Origin of the sequence: Bacillus mexicanus (assembly GCF_050445615.1) — a bacterium.
Classification (GTDB): domain Bacteria; phylum Bacillota; class Bacilli; order Bacillales; family Bacillaceae; genus Bacillus; species Bacillus mexicanus.
On sequence record NZ_JBCEYV010000002.1, the window covers coordinates 340,362 to 359,043 of the forward strand.

Consider the following 18,682-nt stretch of genomic DNA (forward strand, 5'->3'; position numbering starts at 1 on the left):
GAACTTACTCTCTTTTTCCCGGGTTTTTGTTTTTTACAATTTTCCCGCGCGAATATCGTCTGTCATGCCTTCATAAGGAGCTTTCGAAATTACTTTTTCATTGTCGGCTCCTTCATTTTTCAGAAAAGTAATTTCTGCAAATTCAGGTACAACATATTTTGGATATGTTTCGTATTTCTCACGGGATTCTTTCATTAGGTCAATGTGGTCATTTTGGTAACAGACCGTAATTTCTGGATGCTCATGCACCCATTTCGGGAAGAAAATAATGCCGTGCATACGTTTTTCATTCGGCATAAAGTTTAATGAAACATCTGTGCCTGTTGGCTCTGTCCAAGACACTTTATAAACGCCTTCTGTCAGTTTGACAATATTGACTTCCTGGTCCCGAACCCAGCGCCCGGCAACCATTCCGCTATGAATTCTATAATCAATAGTATGATCGTTTTTAATATAAATCTCGTATTCCCATCCGTTTTCATAAGTATAAATCATGTGGCTTCCGATAAAGTTTTCCATCTTTCACACTCTCCTTAGTCTTTACTGTACTTCGTCGAACGTAATCAGGGGTTCTTTCTGCGGAACCGATATCGGCTCACTGCCTGCTTCGGCACCTTACGGAAAAAACATGCTCCGGATCAATGATTTCTCCGGCCGCAGCTTGTCCTCGAAACGACTCGATGACTTGCCGTATTCTATTATTTTTCATGTAAATCAGTTCATGATCGGCTGTTTCTGAGATATGTGGCAGATAAATGTTTCACTGCCACGGTTATTGTTCCCGAACGAATAAAAATTCATCGTCTTAGTCCCAATTCTGCCCCACCAATGGCAATAGGCAGATCAACCTTAATTTCTAAAGAGGCGAATGGTTTTAAAATCGGATGATCCTTCACTAGCACCACTCAATCTCCAGAAAAAATCATGTAACTATTTACATGTTTAATTTAACATTATTTCATGCAACTGTCAAACAATAGGAGCATCAAAAAAACAAGGACGATTTGCAGACAGTCCTTGTTAGCTTCGATAGGAAAGATATGTGCTGACAGTGCTTTTTGCAAGACAGTCAGCGGAATCGATAATCGGAATCTCACTTTGAATATGATCTAACACCGCATTTAAATCTGTACAGGCTGAAATGATGATATCTGCATGCAGACTGATTTCTTCATATAGCGTCTGCCACAATACGTGTGTATGCTGCATATGGTTCGGCTGTTTAATTGCGGCGATAAGCTGATTCACAGCCTGCTGCCAATGATCCTTGTGAACAAATTCCTGTCCGTTTGCCCTCAGTCCTTTTTGGTAGATGCCGGATTGGATGGTTGAATCTGTCCCTAAAACCACCGCTTTTTTTGCAGATTGCGGAATTTCTTTTATTGTTTCCTCAATGATATGTAACAAAGGAACCGATAACGCCTGTTGAATCTCTTCATAGTACACATGCGCCGTATTACAAGGAAGAGCAATAAAATCAATGCCTGTCTTCTCGAGATTCACCGCTCCATCAATAATCGCTCTTTTCATCTCGTCATGGTCAATGGGACGATCTGCATAAAAGGGGGTCGGACAAGAATAGATCATCATGTGCGGGTAGTCCATATCATGTGAAGCTCCATACAGCTTCTGACAGTAATCAATTACCTTGTCAATAAACGGCGAGGTCGATTTCGGCCCCATTCCGGCTAATATTCCGATCATCACGTTCATTCCTTTCTAATTCTTACGGATCGCTTCTTCTTCGGAGCCATCTTCATAGAGGATAAAGCTTTTCGCAGCTTCTTCCCTTACTATAAATTCGACTTCAACAGACAATGATCGCAGAAAGAAACGGGTTTCCGAGGAAGGAAATAGTTCCAGTTTCGGCTGGCCGGTGATCTCCAAATAAAGATGTTCATTCTCGGCCGTCACCCGTACAGCTGTTCCATCCTGAAAGGAGTAGCTGCCAACATAGCGACTGTATATCGCCGTATCAATTGCTTGTTTCTTTTTATCAGCAGGACGTTCTGGAACTTCATATGGCCGGCCAAATAAAATATGTTCCGCCGCCTTCAGAATCGCTTGTTCATATTCAGCTTCCTCTTCCTTATTACTCAAATAGATCAGCGTTTTGCGATGATCAATATATCGGATCATCATCGTCGAATAGCCGGGCCACCCTCCGTCGTGACTGACAATTCGCCCTTTTTCAGTCGTGTTTTGCAGCCCCCAGCCGAAGCCGTAATTAATTGTTTCCCCATTGTTGAGACGCACAGGAGCAAATGCGGATTCCTTAGAAGCCCTGCTGATGAAATCATCCCGATATAAAGCCTGATCAAATCGGAACAAATCACTTGCGACAGCATTCACTGTCCCATCTCCCTGTATGCCATCGAGATACACAACATAGTTTGTTTCCTCCAGATCATCTGGAAGGACGTATGTTTCTGAATGTACATCATACACATATCCATATGCATAATGCTCCAATCGCTCAGGCCGAAGCCTCCTATTATACACTCTCGTTTCCTTCATGCCGGCTGGTGAAAATACACTTGTTTTCATAAAATCCGCATAGCTCATGCCAGATGCTTTTTCAATAATAACTGCCAGCAGCACATACCCCGTATTGCTGTACAGCCAGCCTTCATTTGGCTTGAAATAACGAGGCAGCCCCTCATTCATCAGCATATTAACAACATCCTGATTCACCGCAATCTTTTGGTGATCCCAATTGGCAATAAACCAGCCCATATAATCAGGAAGCCCTGACGTATGGTTTAATAGATGTCGAATGGTAACGCCCTGATATGGAAAACCGGGCAGCCACCGCTCCACTTTGTCTTCATATCCAAGAATCCCTTTCTCCTCCAGCAATATAATGCCCAAAGCTGTAAATGGTTTTGACAGGGATGCTAATTCAAATAAAGAATTGGTCTGCAAAGGGCGTTTTTCCTTCAGCTCTGCATAACCAAAAGAGTGATGATATAAAATATCGCCATCCTCCGCAGCCAAAACCGTCCCATTAAACTGATATTTTTCAGCTAAAACAGAAAATAACCTGCTAAGATGCTTGCTTTTTTCTTGTTTCATTTTTACACCTCCCTTATTGTCTACGATTATTATCCTTCTATGTTTCAATGATTTGAAAATATTCAGAAATATAATTGCAAATCTAAAGTCGAAATCGCACCGTCCACACAGCAGCTAAGCATTGTCTTTTAAAAGACCGATATATCAGGAAAGAAAACGGATTCACCACGCTTTTATGCAGAAAACATCACGCATTTTCCATACAACTTATTAGTCTAATAGAACTACATCAACAGAGGCCTTATTTCATTATCTATCAAACAAAAGGGGATAAAAGACCCGTTGCAATCGAAACAAGAGTCTAATAGAATGATGTCGAAAAGTAAATCACGCAGGTTTGTTACTGATAAAGCAGGCAAGACCTAAAATATGTAAAGGGCAAAGTGTATTCTTTGTACGACCCCTTACATGTTTTAGGTCTTTTTTATTGTGCGTAACGGACTTGCCATCTTCTAACAGGAGGGCTGGAAGAAGCGGATCACTTACACAGTACATAAAAAAAGGAGACATGAACGATGAACTTCAAAAAGTTTGCAAAACAAGCAACAGTATTAACCTTTACTACTGCACTGTTGGCAGGAGGCGCGACTCAAGCATTTGCGAAAGAAACATCTCAAAAACCGTATAAGAAATCTTACGGCGTTTCCCATATTACTCGCCATGATATGCTGCAAATCCCTGAACAGCAAAAAAATGAAAAATATCAGGTGCCTGAATTTGATTCATCCACAATTAAAAATATCCCTTCTGCAAAAGGCTTGGACGTTTGGGACAGCTGGCCACTGCAAAACGCTGACGGCACAGTCGCAAACTATCATGGCTACCACATTGTTTTCGCATTAGCTGGAAGCCCTAAAGATGCGGATGATACATCCATTTACATGTTCTATCAAAAAGCTGGCGAAACTTCTATTGACAGCTGGAAAAACGCTGGCCGCGTCTTCAAAGACAGCGACAAATTCGATACAAATGATTCAATCCTGAAAGATCAAACACAAGAATGGTCTGGTTCAGCAACATTCACATCTGACGGTCACATCCGTTTGTTCTACACGAACTTTTCTGGTAAACATTACGGTAAACAAACACTGACAACTGCACAGGTTAACGTAGACACATCTGACAGCTCTCTGAACATCAAGGGTGTAGAGGACTTCAAATCAATCTTTGACGGCGGTGACGGCAAAAAGTATCAAAATGTACAGCAGTTCATCGATGAAGGTAACTACACTTCCGGCGATAACCATACGTTGAGAGATCCGCACTACGTAGAAGATAAAGGCCGCAAATACTTAGTATTTGAAGCAAACACTGGTACTGAAAACGGCTACCAAGGTGAAGAATCTTTATTTAACAAAGCATACTACGGCAAGAGCACATCTTTCTTCCGTGAAGAGAGTAAAAAACTTTTGCAAAGTGATAAAAAACGCACAGCTGAATTAGCAAACGGCGCACTCGGTATGGTTGAGCTAAATGATGATTACACACTGAAAAAAGTCATGAAACCATTAATTACATCTAACACGGTCACAGATGAAATTGAACGTGCGAATGTCTTTAAAATGAACGGCAAATGGTATCTGTTCACTGACTCTCGCGGCTCAAAAATGACAATCGATGGCATTACATCTAATGACGTTTACATGCTTGGTTATGTATCTAATTCCTTAACTGGCCCATACAAGCCGCTGAACAAAACAGGTCTCGTGTTAAAAATGGATCTTGATCCTAACGATGTAACCTTTACTTATTCACACTTCGCTGTGCCTCAAGCTAAAGGAAACAACGTTGTCATTACAAGCTACATGACAAATAGAGGTTTCTTTGAAGACAAAAAAGCAACGTTTGCACCAAGCTTCCTCTTAAACATCAAAAACAATAAAACATCTGTTGTAAAAGACAGCATCCTTGAACAAGGGCAATTAACAGTTAACAAATAAAAAATGCGAAAGAAAATGCCGATATTCTATTGGCATTTTCTTTTATTTCTTATCAATATTTTAAAGGTGAATCCCAATGGACTTTATAAAAGCAGGCAAATGCCTAACCATATTCCTAATCTTTTTAGGAATATTACTGTTTATCAACCTATTTCCAAACAAAGAAACTGTCAAAAAAACAAAATCAGCACAGAAGCCGGACTACCGAGCAGCCTATCATTTTACAGTTCCAGATAAATGGAAAAACGATCCCCAAAAACCGGTTTATTTGGATGGACAGTATCATTATTTCTATCTGTATAACCGGGATTACCCAAATGGGAATGGCACAGAATGGCGCCATGCCGTATCAGAGGATTTGGTGCATTGGACTGATGAAGGCGTGGCGATCCCGAAATATACAAACCCAGCCGGTGACATTTGGACCGGTTCTGTGGTGATCGATAAAGAAAACACAGCCGGATTCGGGAAAAACGCGCTTGTTGCAATTGTGACACAGCCTTCAGACAAAGAAAAAAATCAAGAGCAATATTTGTGGTACAGCACAGACAAAGGAAAAACATTCAAGCCCTACAGTGATAATCCTGTTATGCCTAATCCGGGTACAGACGATTTCAGAGACCCGAAAGTCATTTGGAATGAAGAGGACAACAAATGGGTAATGGTCATGGCTGAAGGAACAAAAATCGGCTTTTATGAATCCGATAATCTAAAGGACTGGCGTTACACAGGCGGATTCTTCCCAGAGCAGGCGGGCATGGTGGAATGTCCCGACCTCTACATGATGCGGGCAAGCGACGGAACGAATAAGTGGGTTCTCGGCGCCAGTGCGAATGGCAAACCGTGGGGCAAACCAAATACGTATGCCTACTGGACCGGAAACTTCGACGGAAAAACATTTACGGCGGATCAGACTGAAGCCCAATGGCTTGACTATGGCTTTGACTGGTACGGAGGCGTCACATTTGAAGACGGCAATAGCACAGATCCATTAGAAAAGCGTTATGCACTTGCCTGGATGAACAATTGGGATTATGCCAACAACACACCGACACTAAAACATGGCTTTAACGGGACAGATTCTGTCATACGCGAATTACGGCTGCAAGAGCAGGACGGCATATACAGCCTCATCTCACAGCCGACCGAAGCTTTGGATCAACTGACTGTTTCAACTGATAAAGCAGAGAATCAAGATGTGAACGGGTCAAAAACACTTCCCATTACAGGTGATACGTACCAGCTTGATTTGGACCTTTCTTGGTCAGAGCTAAAGAATGCAGGGGTCAGACTGAGAGAGTCAGAAGACAAAAAAAGTCACATCGATGTCGGCATTTTTGCTGAAGGCGGCTATGCATATGTCAACAGATCAGCTACAAATCAGCCTGACAAAAGCAATACCTATGTCGAAAGCAAGGCTCCTTATGATGTGGATAAACAGCAGGTGCATTTAAAAATCCTCGTCGATAAAACAACGATAGAAGTATTTATCGGCGACGGGAAAGCTGTTTTTTCAAATGAAGTGTTTCCAAAACCTGATGATAAAGGAATGTCTCTTTTTTCAGAAGGCGGCACAGCCACATTTAAAAATATAACGGTGAAGCATTTAGATTCGATTCATGAATAAAAAAGAGGTGCAGCGCGGGCTGCACCTCTTTTTTATTAGAGCGGTATTCTCTTTTACATATTGGGCATTGTAAGGAAGGTAGGACTGGTTTCTAAGGAGGAATCGAATGTCTAAACAAGGAAATTTTCAAAAATCAATGTCGCTGTTTGATCTGATTTTGATTGGGATGGGAGCCATTTTTGGATCAGCATGGCTGTTCGCTGTCAGTAATGTCGCTTCAAAAGCAGGTCCATCGGGCGCTTTTTCCTGGATCATCGGCGGAGCCATTATTCTGTTAATCGGACTCGTATACGCGGAGCTTGGAGCCGCTCTCCCCCGTACCGGAGGCATCATTCGATACCCTGTGTATTCCCATGGCCATCTTGTCGGCTATTTAATTTCATTTGTCACGATTGTCGCTTACACAAGCTTGATTTCAATTGAAGTGACAGCTGTTCGTCAATATGTGGCCTATTGGTTTCCCGGGCTGACCATAAAAGGTTCTGATTCGCCGACCATAGCAGGATGGATCTTACAGTTTGCATTGCTATGCATGTTTTTCCTGCTGAATTATTGGAGCGTCAAAACCTTCGCTAAAGCGAATTTCATCATATCGATTTTTAAATATATTGTACCGATTACCATCATCATCGTGCTCATCTTCCATTTTCATCCGGAGAATTTATCTGTTCAAGGATTTGCACCATTTGGTTTTACAGGTATTCAAGCTGCGATTTCCACAGGCGGCGTCATGTTTGCCTATCTTGGCCTGCACCCGATTGTCGCCGTCGCAGGTGAAGTGCAAAATCCAAAACGCAACATCCCGATTGCTTTAATCATTTGTATCATCGTTTCAACCATTATTTATACAATTCTGCAGGTTACCTTTATTGGGGCCATTCCGACAGAAACGCTAAAACATGGCTGGCCGGCTATCGGGCAGGAATTTTCATTGCCGTTTAAAGATATTGCGATTATGCTCGGTTTGGGATGGCTTGCAACGCTTGTCATTTTAGATGCCATTCTGTCTCCCGGAGGAAACGGGAATATTTTCATGAATACGACATCCCGCCTCGTTTACGCCTGGGCGCGGAACGGCACATTATTCGGCATATTTTCAAAGGTCAATAAAGAAACCGGAACGCCCCGCGCTTCACTCTGGCTTTCGTTTGCCATGTCGATATTTTGGACGCTTCCCTTCCCTTCGTGGAACGCGCTCGTCAATGTCTGTTCTGTCGCGCTCATCCTTTCCTATGCGATTGCCCCGATTTGTTCAGCAGCGCTTAGGGTTAATGCGAAGGACTTGAACAGGCCGTTTTATTTAAAAGGAATGAGCATCATCGGACCGCTCTCCTTTATTTTCACAGCGTTTATTGTGTACTGGTCAGGCTGGAAAACTGTTTCCTGGCTGCTCGGTTCACAGCTCGTGATGTTTTTGATCTATCTCTGTTTCAGAAAATATGCGCCTCAAGAGGATGTCAGCCTTGCCCAACAGTTAAAATCATCATGGTGGCTTGTCGGGTTTTATATCATGATGCTGATCTTTTCCTATATCAGTTCATTCGGAAATGGCGTAGGCATCATCAGCAATCCCGTCGATCTCATTTTAGTCGCTATCGGGTCACTTGCGATTTTCTACTGGGCAAAGTATACCGGGCTTCCGAAAGCCGCTATTGATTATGATAAATAAAGAAGCAAGAGATTTTCTTGCTTCTTTATTCTTTACAAAATAGACATACCGGCGATAAAATGAATGATAGTCAGTCATTACAGGAGGTGTTCCTCTCATGCCAAAACAAACATCAGGCAAATATGAGAAAATACTGCAGGCTGCCATAGAAGTGATTTCTGAAAAAGGTCTCGACAAGGCCTCTATTTCTGATATTGTCAAAAAGGCCGGCACTGCCCAAGGAACGTTCTATTTGTATTTCTCATCTAAAAACGCCCTCATTCCGGCAATAGCAGAAAATCTTCTCACCCATACACTGGATCAAATCAAAGGAAGACTTCAAGGGGATGAGGATTTTTGGGCTGTTTTAGATATATTGATTGATGAGACATTTCTCATTACTGAACGCCATAAGGATATTATCATCCTCTGTTACTCTGGACTCGCGATTGACCACTCCATGGAAAAATGGGAGACGATTTACCAGCCTTATTATTCTTGGCTGGAAAAAATCATTAATAAAGCGATTGCAAACCATGAGGTAACGGAAGGAATCAATGCAAAATGGACGGCCAGAACGATTATCAACTTGGTCGAAAATACCGCAGAGCGATTCTATATTGGATTTGAACAAGATGAAAATATCGAAGTGTATAAAAAAGAAATCTTTACTTTCTTAAAACGGAGTTTAGATACAGCTTAAAAAATGGCTGGGTAACACCACTCATTTTTTAACGGCTCAAAAATGACTGACGTTCATTCATAAATTAGTGAGGTGTTTGATTTGAATTGGGTGCTCGTTTTCATTGCAGGGCTTTTAGAAGTGGTTTGGGCCTCTTCCCTTAAACATGCCGATTCGCTTTTGGATTGGGTGATCATTTTTATTTTAATCGCAATCAGCTTTATCTTGTTGATCCGCTCTTATCAAAAAATCCCGATGGCTGCTGCATACACTGTGTTTGTCGGAATTGGAACCATCGGAACATATCTTACTGGAATTATGTTAGGCGAAGCCTTCTCAGCAGCGCAAATGTTCTTTTTAGCTTTATTGCTGGCCGGTATTTTAGGAATGAAGCGATTCACGAAAGAAACTAAATCGAATCCGGAAGGTGAAAAATAATGGCATGGTTTTTATTAGTGGTTGCCGGCATAGAAGAAATTATCGCGGCAATCGCCATGAAATATATAGACGGAACAAGAAAAAAATGGCCGATTATCGTGATGACTGCTGGATTTGGCTTATCCTTTTACTGCCTCTCCCAAGCGATGCTGGTCCTTCCTGCAGGAGTCGCTTATGCCGTCTGGACCGGCATTGGCAGCACTGGCGTTTCGGCAGTCGGATTTATCTGGTTTAAGGAGCGATTTCAGCTGCCGCAGGTGATTTCCCTTGGCCTTATCCTAGCGGGCGTTATCGGTCTGCGTCTGACGGCTGCCTCATAAGATAAGGGCACATACAGCTGTATATGCCCTTGCCATTAAGCGTCTTGATGTTTTTGAAGATGAAGCGGCGGCGGGATCAGCCAGCCTTTGTTTTTTAGCAGTTTTAAGTATTTCGCGCCGGTTGCCGCTTTCGATATATGAAATTGCCCAAATATCATGGCGATGTCCTCACGAATCGACTGCCCCATTATTTTGCTGCATGTCACAAGGCCTGCAGCATTTTCTGCTGCCGCAGAGGCCGCCACATCCGGATCAAGAAACCGCGCACCCGGCGGGATATCGTTCAGATCTGCTGACGGCGGTTCAGGAGAAGCCGGCGGGAGCGCCACCCCATTTTCCTTCAAGATTGTGCTGACCTGTTTTATTTCATCCTGACCCTTCTCAATCGATTCACGAAGCAGCTTCTTTAGATCATCATCACCGACATGATTCAATAGCATCTGGTAATTGCCGATCATTTTATTGCCCGCCAGCACATAACTCCATAAGCTGAATACCTCACCGTAATGCATCGGTTCATCTTGCGGATTTCCGCTTAAAATACCCATGTTCATCCTCCTTGCAAAATTCAATGTCACACATACCATAACGTGCCCAAGAGGAGGAACAAGTATGTTCCGTTGAGAAAGATTTTTGAAATAAAACAAAAAAAGACAAGAGCGGCATAATGCCAAACCCTTGTCTTTTCTGTTGTTGTATCGGACGCGTACGGAGGACGTATAATATACCTCTCTAAACGTTGATATATAAGTTTTTTTAAGAATACTTGTGTGAAATTTGTGTAAATGTTTATGTAACCCCGATTAGCAAGAAAATGAAAGAATCCGCCTCTTCCCGAACTAAAAAGAAAGATTGGGAAAAGCAAACAAGAAATACGTGAGTCCACAAAAAGCCTGATCCGAAAAGGCGTGCTTTCTTGGGATAAAGAAAAGATAGATTATTTCAAGCCCGCCTTATGAGACGGGCTTTCATTAGTCCTTGTTGGTTACACTGTTTTACAGTTGTTGGTTTTGGGCTGTAATAAGATGGTCAGGGCTATACCTGATGCCAGAGTTAAAAAATAGCCACATACCATAAAATAGGGAGCGATTTCATTTTTGAGAAAATAAAGCCCAAAGAGAATAACGGCTGTACCGATAGTGAAATAAATCGGCTTTTTACTTTTCAAAGTCAAACGGCTTGATTGAGTAAACTTTTTGTAGATTAAAGGCAAACCGGTATAAACCCCTATGAAAAATGTAAATAAAATAGACCAAAGGAAACCGATTGGCGAGAAATAGCTCTCGGAAAATATTCCGTCGAAAGCCCAATTGCTCAACACAACGAAGCCAAATAGATATACAAATGCCAATATGAACTTGACCATGATATCCCTCCTCTACAATCCAATATACACGTGATATAAGGTTGTTTAAATGGGTAAAACCATTCATTTACTTTTCAATATTCCCGCTCCTTCAAAGCCTAATACTTTAATCAATAGCACCATTTGTTACTTTCGTCTCGTTTACCAATATTATACATTGAGATAAGATGGGGACGAAAACATTAAGGAGGGATAAAATGAAAAAGTTACTTGTGGGTGTGGTTTTTGCCCTAGCTTTGAGTTTTTCATCTCTGTTTAGTCTTCAAAGTGCAAATGCTGTCGAAAAAGTGGACAAGAATCCTGATCTGATTATTGATAAGGCGACCTTTCACGAGATAACAAAACAAAAAAACTTGAGAACCTTTTCATCCGAGAAAATCCCAACTGTTAAAGAAGTGAATAAGGCTTTAAACAGTATGCATGTCAGCAAGGATCATCCATATCAAGAAATTGATCTCGGTAATGGTTTCACTGTGGAAATGGGCGTCAGTACAGATATGGGAATGGAAAAGATAAAAACACAGGCCACCCAAAATAAAACTGCAAGTGGCTATTACGCTGTAAAGTTTACAGGGATAAAATTATATGATATTCGAGTAAGTGACAACTATTCATACGAATATGGAAAGAAAATAACAAAGTGGGAAAGTCCGCCAAGTGCATCCGCTTCAGGTTTTGTTGGCTGGAATGGTAAAATCACTTCCAAAAAAATTGCAAACATTGACAAAACTGCTAAAGATGCAATCGCCAATTCTGATTATACGTTTGTAAAGTATGGTGGAAACCGCCACGGCCATATGGAATTACGATTCACAGCAACGGGAAACTGGTACACACATCATGTTTCTATTAAATAAGCAAAGATTCGAGCTTCGCGAAGAAGATACACAAAACACACGCTTGTTTTTTCAACAAATGCTCTCTCTTGAAAAAAACAAGCGTGTAAAAAAAACCGTGTGCAAAATTTGTGTAAAACAATGAAATAGTAACTTTTTTATCGCTTTCTCGGGCTCCCAATAAATCCATCAAAACAAAGAAAAACCCTTGCTCGGCAAGGGTTTTCAACTTCTTTAGGCTTTATTAATCTAAACCTATCTAATGCTCATGACGCGCTCGGAGGGATTCGAACCCCCGACAGACGTGGTACCGGAAACCACCGCTCTATCCAACTGAGCTACGAGCGCATATTCACTGTGTTATAAGAACGTCAGCACAAATCATTATACGATAATTCCATTCAAATAACAACCCTCTATTTCAAGAGCGACCTTTTTAAAAACAGATACATCATCTGATTTGGCAATCTGGCATATGATGGTTTGAACCTCTGTATTTTTGGGGAAAATGGGAAAAAGAGACGACTTTGCATATCCAGCCAGCTTTTTGTTTGACCTTTATTGACCAAAAATGTATCATGTAACTACATACTTACCTAAAAGGTGAAGGAGGAGCATTATGAATTTAATACCTACAGTCATTGAACAAACGAACCGCGGGGAAAGAGCGTATGACATTTACTCCCGTCTATTGAAAGACCGTATCATCATGCTTGGATCTGCGATTGATGACAACGTTGCGAACTCCATCGTGTCACAGCTTTTATTCTTAGAAGCGGAAGATCCTGAAAAAGATATTTCTATTTACATCAACAGCCCGGGCGGCTCTATCACAGCTGGTATGGCGATCTATGATACTATGCAGTTTATTAAGCCGAAGGTATCTACCATTTGTATCGGTATGGCTGCATCAATGGGCGCGTTCCTGCTTGCTGCCGGCGAAAAAGGCAAACGCTATGCGCTTCCAAACAGTGAAGTTATGATTCACCAGCCTCTTGGCGGTGCGCAAGGTCAGGCGACAGAAATTGAAATTGCTGCGAAACGCATTCTCTTGCTTCGCGACAAATTAAACAAAGTTCTTGCTGAACGTACTGGCCAGCCGCTTGAAGTGATCGAACGCGACACAGACCGCGATAACTTCAAGTCTGCTGAAGAAGCGCTTGAATACGGTCTGATTGACAAAGTCATGACTCGTAACACAGAAGAGCAAAAATAATACTGTAACCTGCAAGGGCTATGTCTCTTGCAGGTTTTTTTCATGATAAACCTTTTATTCTGTACTGTTCCCATTCCTCCTTCAACAGCCCAAACGTCAAATCACACGTTTGCCGCACAATGAGGTCAGCACCACACATTGACTGTTCATGACCGACTCCAACCGCAAACATCCCCGCAGATTTGATTGCGCAAATGCCTGCTTCAGCGTCTTCTATTGCCGCGCAATCAGCCGGGGAAACACCGAGAAGCAATGCAGCTGTTAAAAAGATTTCAGGATCAGGTTTCCCGTTTGTGAGAGCAGCCGGGTCAACAATAGCATGAAAAACATCAATGATCTCCAAACGTTTTAAAATCGCGGAAGCATTGCGGCTGGAAGATGCTAACCCGATTTTTATATGCTGACTTTTCAATTCACAAAGAAGCCCGCCGATTCCCGGCAAAAGATCTTCCGGCGTTAATTTGCTGATCAATGTTTGATAATAGTGATTTTTTTGATATAAAAGTTCTTTTTTCTCTGCATTTGTATACCTTGTTTCCGCACCGCCAAAGATAAGCAGGCGTTCAAGTGACTCTTCTCTGCTGATTCCTTTTAGGCTTTCATTCACACTTCTGTCAAAGGGAATATCGATTTGTTCTGCGATATGCTTCCAAGCGAGAAAGTGGTATTCCGCAGTATCTGTTATCACTCCGTCTAAATCAAAAATGACCGCTTTCATGTGCTGATGCCCATCATAGCTTCATAAGGCTCGAGGCAAATGCTCTTCAAGTCGGCCCGCCCCTGCGGATAGTTTGAAATTAACACTTTCCATTGCTTATGAAGCAATTCTTGAGGCATCTCGAACAGAGCTTTAACTGCCGACAAGTTCACAATGACGAGCAGCTTTTGCCCTTGATATTCACGAAGGTAAGAAAAGATTTGCGGATCGTTCTCGTGAAGCAGCTGAAAATCTCCATATATTATAATCTTGTATTGCTTTCGTAATTGAATGAGCTTCCGGTAGTAATAAAAAATTGAATCTTGGTCTGCCAAGGACTCTTTCACATTGATATCGTGATAACGGGAATTTACCGCTATCCAAGGGTTTCCGGCTGTGAATCCCGCATGTTCTCCGTCATCCCATTGCATCGGTGTTCTCGCATGATCCCGTCCTTTTTTTGCCGCGGCTTTTAGAAATTCTTCATCTGACATCGTTTTGTTTTCAATAACCAGCTCACGATACGCATTTTTGATTTCAAGATCGTCATACATCTCCAGCGGCATATCACTGTTAACCATGCCGATTTCTTCTCCCTGGTAAATAAACGGTGTTCCCTTCATACCGTGGAGAACCGTTGCAAATGCCTTTGCACACAGTTTTCTCAGCTTTCCATCATTGCCCCAGCGGGAAATAACCCTCGGCTGGTCATGGTTTTCGAAATACAGGGTATTCCAGCCGGTGTTCATTAACCCGGTCTGCCACCTTGTCATCGTCTTTTTTAAAGCAATCAAATCAAACGGCTTAATCTGCCATTTCCCGTTTGGCGAGTTTTGTTCTGTATCAATATCCATATGTTCAAATGTAAAGATCATATTCAGCTCTTGCCGGCTTGCATCTGTGTACTTTTTCGCCTCTTCAATATCAGAGCCGTTTGCCTCTCCGACCGTCATGCAATCGTAATGAGAAAGCACTTCTCTGTTCATCTCCCGAATAAATTCATGAAGGCGAGGGCCATTGGAATGATAACGGCCGACGATATAGTTTTTGCTGTTATCTGTTTCATAGTCCGGAAAATCGGTGTGCTTGGAAATGGAGCCGATCACATCCATCCGCCAGCCGTCAACGCCTTGATCCATCCAAAATCTCATCACATCATAAACTTCTCGGCGCACGGCTTCATTTTCCCAATTTAAATCAGGCTGTTTTTTCGAAAAATAGTGCAAATAATACTGTCCTGTCCCTTCATCAAACGTCCACGCCGAACCCGAAAAAATCGATCCCCAATTATTCGGCTCTGAGCCATCCGATTTCGGATCTTTCCAAAAATAATAATTCCGGTAAGGATTGTCCTTTGACTTGCGGCTTTCTGCAAACCAAGCATGCTCATCTGACGTGTGGTTCACAACCAAATCCATGACGATTTTCATTCCGCGCTGATGCACTTCATCGATTAACTGAAACATATCTTCATTTGTCCCAAATTTTTCGTACATATTTCTGTAGTCGCTGATGTCATAACCGTTGTCATCCTGCGGGGAATCAAACACCGGCGAGAGCCAAATCACATCTGCCCCGAGATGTTTGATGTAATCCAGCTTTTGAATCACACCTTGCAAATCCCCGAATCCATCTCCATTGGCATCGTAAAAACTGCGCGGGTATATTTGATAAACGACAGCTTCTTTCCACCATTCACTCATCAGGCGTTCTCCTTTCACATTGTCCATTTAAGACAACCGGTTCCTCATACACTTTCATGCGAAGCGGCTCACCTTTTACAAGCTCAAAGACGGCGCTCATTCTGTCAACCGCAACACTGATTAATCGGTTTCGATAATTGATGTTGAACGAATATCCATCCCATTCTTTCGGCATAAACGGAGCGAATGACAGCGTCTCATTCGTGATCCGCATGCCTGCAAAGCCCTGAACGATCGCAAGCCAGCTTCCCGTCATTGATGTGATGTGCAAACCTTCTTCCGTGTCATGATTGTAATTGTCAAGATCAAGCCTAGCTGTACGCTTACATAATTCGAGCGCTTTCTTTTCCATCTTGAGCTCGGCTGCGAGTACCGCATGGACAGAAGGCGACAGACTTGATTCATGAACAGTCATCGGTTCATAAAACTCAAAGTTTCGCCGCTTTTCTTCCATTGTAAAACGGTCATGAAACAGATAAATGCCTTGAAGCACATCTGCCTGCTTAATAAAATTAGAGCGGAGAATTTTGTCCCATGACCAATTTTGATAAAGCGGCCTCTCAGCTGGATCTAACTCGTCCGCAGATTGCAGATCTTTGTCCAAGAATGTATCATGCTGAATAAAAATTTCCAGCTCTTCACTATACGGGTAATACATATGCTGAATGATGTCTCTCCAGGCTTCCAGTTCTTCTTCCCGCACATCAAGCAGGCGGCGTTTTTCCGCTGAAATCCTTTCGAGATTTTCTAATGTATACTCCAATGTCCAAGCTGCCATGACATTTGTATACCAATTGTTGTTGACATTGTTTTCGTATTCATTCGGCCCTGTGACGCCGTGAATCATATATTTATTTATCCGTTTCGAGAAATGAACGCGGTCCGCCCAAAACCTGCTGACTTCCACAAGTACATCTATCCCGTATTCTTTCATATAATCATGATCGCCTGTATATTGGACGTAATGCCAGATCGCATAGCAAATGGCGCCATTGCGGTGAATTTCTTCGAAGGTGATTTCCCATTCGTTGTGGCATTCATCCCCTGTGAATGTCACCATCGGGTAAAGCGCCCCTTTCATCCCCAGTTTGGCAGCATTCCGTTTAGCAGCCTCCAAATGGTGATAGCGGTACAAAAGCAGGTTTTTCGTCACCGCCGGCTCGGCTGTCGCCACATACATCGGAACAGCGTACGCCTCCGTATCCCAATAGGCGGCCCCTCCGTATTTTTCGCCAGTAAATCCTTTCGGCCCGATATTCAAACGGGCATCGGCTCCGTAATACGTCGAAAATAACTGAAAGATATTGTAGCGGATTCCTTGCTGAAGTTCCTCATCTCCTGTAATTTCTATATCCGCTTTTGACCACCTTTCCTTCCATTGCTCGGTGTGCCTCCGTTTTGCTTCCTCATAGCCGTTCTCAAGAACACCCGCCAAAAGCTTCTTGGCTGTCGATAAAAGCTCTGTTTCCCGAACATCACGAGAAGTCGTGACGATAATAAACTTTTTCAATGAAGCCTTTGTTTGGTAGCTGTAGCGATTCTCGACATACATCGCGGCTGTTTGAGAGCTTTCATTAATAAAATCTTCTGTCACGTTAGCCATTGCGGCTGAAACTGTAAAGCGCGGTGTTCCAAACGGATTTTCGATCGTTTTTGTGACCAAATGGCCGTGGTGAGTATCAGCCCCCCTTGCTTCTTCCTGCCAAAACTGTTCCTCGTAATTAGAATCTTCATTTGCGACATGTCCGTCCAGATAAGGCACAAGCGTAATAACAGCATCTTCTGTCAGGCATTCCGCTTCATAATGAATGGCGCAAAGCTCTTTTACGGCAAGGCTAAGAAATCGCTCTGACTTGATTTTGACGACCTTATCCTGAATACGGACAACAGCGCTTCGCCGCAGAATTCCCTCTTTCATATTGAGCTCCAACTTAAATGATTCGATTTGATTTTGATAAAGATCGACTTTTTCACCGTCAACATATAAGCCAATGCCAATAAAGTTCATCGCATTAATCACTTTTCCGAAGTATTCCGGATACCCGTTTTTCCACCAGCCTACTCGTGTTTTGTCAGGAAACCACACGCCTGCAATATATGTGCCTTGATGGCTGTCACCTGAATAGCCCTCTTCAAAATTCCCTCTCACTCCCATATAACCGTTAGCAAGAGAAGTCAGGCTTTCCTGCAGTCTTGTATGCTCCTTTTGAAATGTATGTGTTTTGATTTTCCATTCATCAATCTCAAATAATCGCTGATTTATCATGATTTCCTCCCGAATGTAAGTTTCCATTATAATGGCGGATTTTGGTCAAATATTTAAATACAAAAGAGATCATCAAAGTGACGCCGCACGAATGAATCATCAATACAGTAATCAGGTCAAAATGAACCATACCGACAGCAGCTGCCGTAAATGCCGGCAGTGCTGATGCGCAAACCGCCATAGATGCCGCTTCCTTGATCGACGCAATAGAGATCATGTTTGATTTTTTTGTGATCCAGATGCCTCCCGCAAGAACAGCCGTTACAAAAATCTGAATCATAAACATCACTGCATATGCCAGCACCATGATCATCGGCTTATACTGTGCCAGCCACAATGTATTGATCAACACCTCTATATCATGAACGTTCGGTTCCTTAAGCTCAGTGTCCATTTTTGCATAACCAACAGAAAATCCCGCTCCGTTTTGATCGGTGATCACTAGTTGATCAGATTGAAATACGACGGCATTATCATACCCATTTACTTTCAAGCGGCCATTTTCCCCGCTTGTCTGATATTTATGCCTTTTATCAATCGCCAGCAAATTCCGCCCCTCTTCAACCCGCTCAGAGTTCTTCCCGCCTGTCAGTTTTCCATTTCTGATGTGAAAACCTTGTAATTGATCAGCAAATTGATTATTAACCTGTTGAATCGCTGATGGCATAAAGGATGTAACCCTGTAGTGATCCATTTTCATAAACGAGACCGTTAACGGCGCCATCAAACAGGCTGTTATAAACATAAACAGAAAGAAAAGCTTCAGCCAGCTGAATGTATTCCTGTAACGGCAAACACCTGACGGGCAGAAAATCGCTTTCAAGAAGCAGATAATAAAGCTTTCATTTTGCAGATCATTTTTCATGTC

The 18,682-nt window shown here is 42.4% G+C and carries 17 protein-coding genes, 1 tRNA gene and 1 pseudogene; 8 read left to right on the forward strand and 11 right to left on the reverse strand.

The window, feature by feature from the left end; translation table 11 throughout:
- Positions 1-33: 33 nt before the first annotated feature.
- The 4 genes and pseudogenes from padC to AAGG74_RS11410 all read right to left on the reverse strand — a co-directional run bounded on the left by padC (position 34) and on the right by AAGG74_RS11410 (position 3,075).
- Positions 34-519, reverse strand: a complete 486-nt coding sequence (gene padC / locus AAGG74_RS11395) for a phenolic acid decarboxylase (RefSeq protein ID WP_429675491.1) — start codon at positions 517-519, stop codon at positions 34-36.
- Positions 479-905, reverse strand: a pseudogene (locus AAGG74_RS11400) (DUF3237 domain-containing protein). The gene padC and the pseudogene AAGG74_RS11400 overlap by 41 nt, the downstream one beginning before the upstream one ends.
- A 115-nt stretch (positions 906-1,020) precedes the next feature.
- The gene (locus AAGG74_RS11405; RefSeq protein WP_429675492.1) at positions 1,021-1,704 is read right to left on the reverse strand and encodes an aspartate/glutamate racemase family protein; all 684 of its coding nucleotides are present in this window, start codon (positions 1,702-1,704) and stop codon (positions 1,021-1,023) included.
- Positions 1,705-1,719: 15 nt separating this feature from the next.
- Positions 1,720-3,075, reverse strand: coding sequence for a serine hydrolase (locus tag AAGG74_RS11410; RefSeq protein ID WP_429675493.1), 1,356 nt, complete (start codon positions 3,073-3,075; stop codon positions 1,720-1,722).
- Positions 3,076-3,590: 515 nt separating this feature from the next.
- Here AAGG74_RS11410 and AAGG74_RS11415 point away from each other — a divergent pair.
- From AAGG74_RS11415 to AAGG74_RS11440, 6 genes are all read left to right on the forward strand, one after another.
- The gene (locus tag AAGG74_RS11415) at positions 3,591-5,015 is read left to right on the forward strand and encodes a glycoside hydrolase family 68 protein (protein WP_429675494.1); all 1,425 of its coding nucleotides are present in this window, start codon (positions 3,591-3,593) and stop codon (positions 5,013-5,015) included.
- Positions 5,016-5,091: 76 nt separating this feature from the next.
- Complete coding sequence (locus AAGG74_RS11420) at positions 5,092-6,642, forward strand: glycoside hydrolase family 32 protein (RefSeq protein WP_429675495.1); 1,551 nt, start codon at positions 5,092-5,094, stop codon at positions 6,640-6,642.
- A gap of 106 nt (positions 6,643-6,748) precedes the next feature.
- A complete protein-coding gene (aspP, locus tag AAGG74_RS11425) occupies positions 6,749-8,311 on the forward strand; it encodes an aspartate/proton symporter AspP (RefSeq protein WP_429675496.1) in 1,563 nt (520 codons plus the stop codon).
- Positions 8,312-8,408: 97 nt separating this feature from the next.
- Positions 8,409-8,993: a TetR/AcrR family transcriptional regulator gene (locus AAGG74_RS11430; RefSeq protein ID WP_429675498.1), complete on the forward strand. Its 585-nt coding sequence runs from the start codon at positions 8,409-8,411 to the stop codon at positions 8,991-8,993.
- Positions 8,994-9,074: 81 nt separating this feature from the next.
- The gene (locus AAGG74_RS11435; protein ID WP_162101832.1) at positions 9,075-9,410 is read left to right on the forward strand and encodes an SMR family transporter; all 336 of its coding nucleotides are present in this window, start codon (positions 9,075-9,077) and stop codon (positions 9,408-9,410) included.
- Positions 9,410-9,730: a DMT family transporter gene (locus tag AAGG74_RS11440; RefSeq protein WP_429675499.1), complete on the forward strand. Its 321-nt coding sequence runs from the start codon at positions 9,410-9,412 to the stop codon at positions 9,728-9,730. Before AAGG74_RS11435 ends, AAGG74_RS11440 begins: the two co-directional genes overlap by 1 nt.
- A 35-nt stretch (positions 9,731-9,765) precedes the next feature.
- On the opposite strand, the gene AAGG74_RS11445 is transcribed toward AAGG74_RS11440, so the two are convergent.
- Together AAGG74_RS11445 and AAGG74_RS11450 are read right to left on the reverse strand one after the other, a co-directional pair.
- Entirely contained in the window at positions 9,766-10,278 is a 513-nt protein-coding gene (locus tag AAGG74_RS11445) for a DUF3231 family protein (RefSeq protein WP_162101834.1), read from the reverse strand.
- Between the two features lie 437 nt (positions 10,279-10,715).
- Entirely contained in the window at positions 10,716-11,096 is a 381-nt protein-coding gene (locus tag AAGG74_RS11450) for a hypothetical protein (RefSeq protein ID WP_429675500.1), read from the reverse strand.
- A 197-nt stretch (positions 11,097-11,293) separates the two neighbouring features.
- Here AAGG74_RS11450 and AAGG74_RS11455 point away from each other — a divergent pair, with 197 nt between their 5' ends.
- Positions 11,294-11,953 (forward strand): hypothetical protein, encoded by a 660-nt coding sequence (locus AAGG74_RS11455; RefSeq protein ID WP_429675501.1) that lies wholly within the window; start codon positions 11,294-11,296, stop codon positions 11,951-11,953.
- A gap of 251 nt (positions 11,954-12,204) precedes the next feature.
- Here AAGG74_RS11455 and AAGG74_RS11460 read toward each other — a convergent pair.
- Positions 12,205-12,280 (reverse strand) — tRNA-Arg (locus AAGG74_RS11460).
- A gap of 271 nt (positions 12,281-12,551) precedes the next feature.
- On the opposite strand from AAGG74_RS11460, the gene clpP reads away from it, so the two are divergent.
- Complete coding sequence (clpP, locus tag AAGG74_RS11465) at positions 12,552-13,148, forward strand: ATP-dependent Clp endopeptidase proteolytic subunit ClpP (RefSeq protein ID WP_162101838.1); 597 nt, start codon at positions 12,552-12,554, stop codon at positions 13,146-13,148.
- A gap of 40 nt (positions 13,149-13,188) precedes the next feature.
- On the opposite strand, the gene pgmB is transcribed toward clpP, so the two are convergent.
- Genes pgmB through AAGG74_RS11485 form a run of 4 tightly spaced genes read right to left on the reverse strand, consistent with a single transcriptional unit; the run spans position 13,189 to position 18,679 of the window.
- A complete protein-coding gene (gene pgmB, locus AAGG74_RS11470; protein ID WP_429675503.1) occupies positions 13,189-13,866 on the reverse strand; it encodes a beta-phosphoglucomutase in 678 nt (225 codons plus the stop codon).
- Positions 13,863-15,548, reverse strand: a complete 1,686-nt coding sequence (locus tag AAGG74_RS11475; protein ID WP_429675505.1) for a glycoside hydrolase family 13 protein — start codon at positions 15,546-15,548, stop codon at positions 13,863-13,865. The genes pgmB and AAGG74_RS11475 overlap by 4 nt, the downstream gene beginning before the upstream one ends.
- Entirely contained in the window at positions 15,541-17,814 is a 2,274-nt protein-coding gene (locus tag AAGG74_RS11480) for a glycoside hydrolase family 65 protein (protein ID WP_429675507.1), read from the reverse strand. The genes AAGG74_RS11475 and AAGG74_RS11480 overlap by 8 nt, the downstream gene beginning before the upstream one ends.
- Positions 17,792-18,679, reverse strand: coding sequence for a DUF1189 domain-containing protein (locus tag AAGG74_RS11485; protein ID WP_429675509.1), 888 nt, complete (start codon positions 18,677-18,679; stop codon positions 17,792-17,794). Before AAGG74_RS11485 ends, AAGG74_RS11480 begins: the two co-directional genes overlap by 23 nt.
- Positions 18,680-18,682 lie beyond the last annotated feature (3 nt).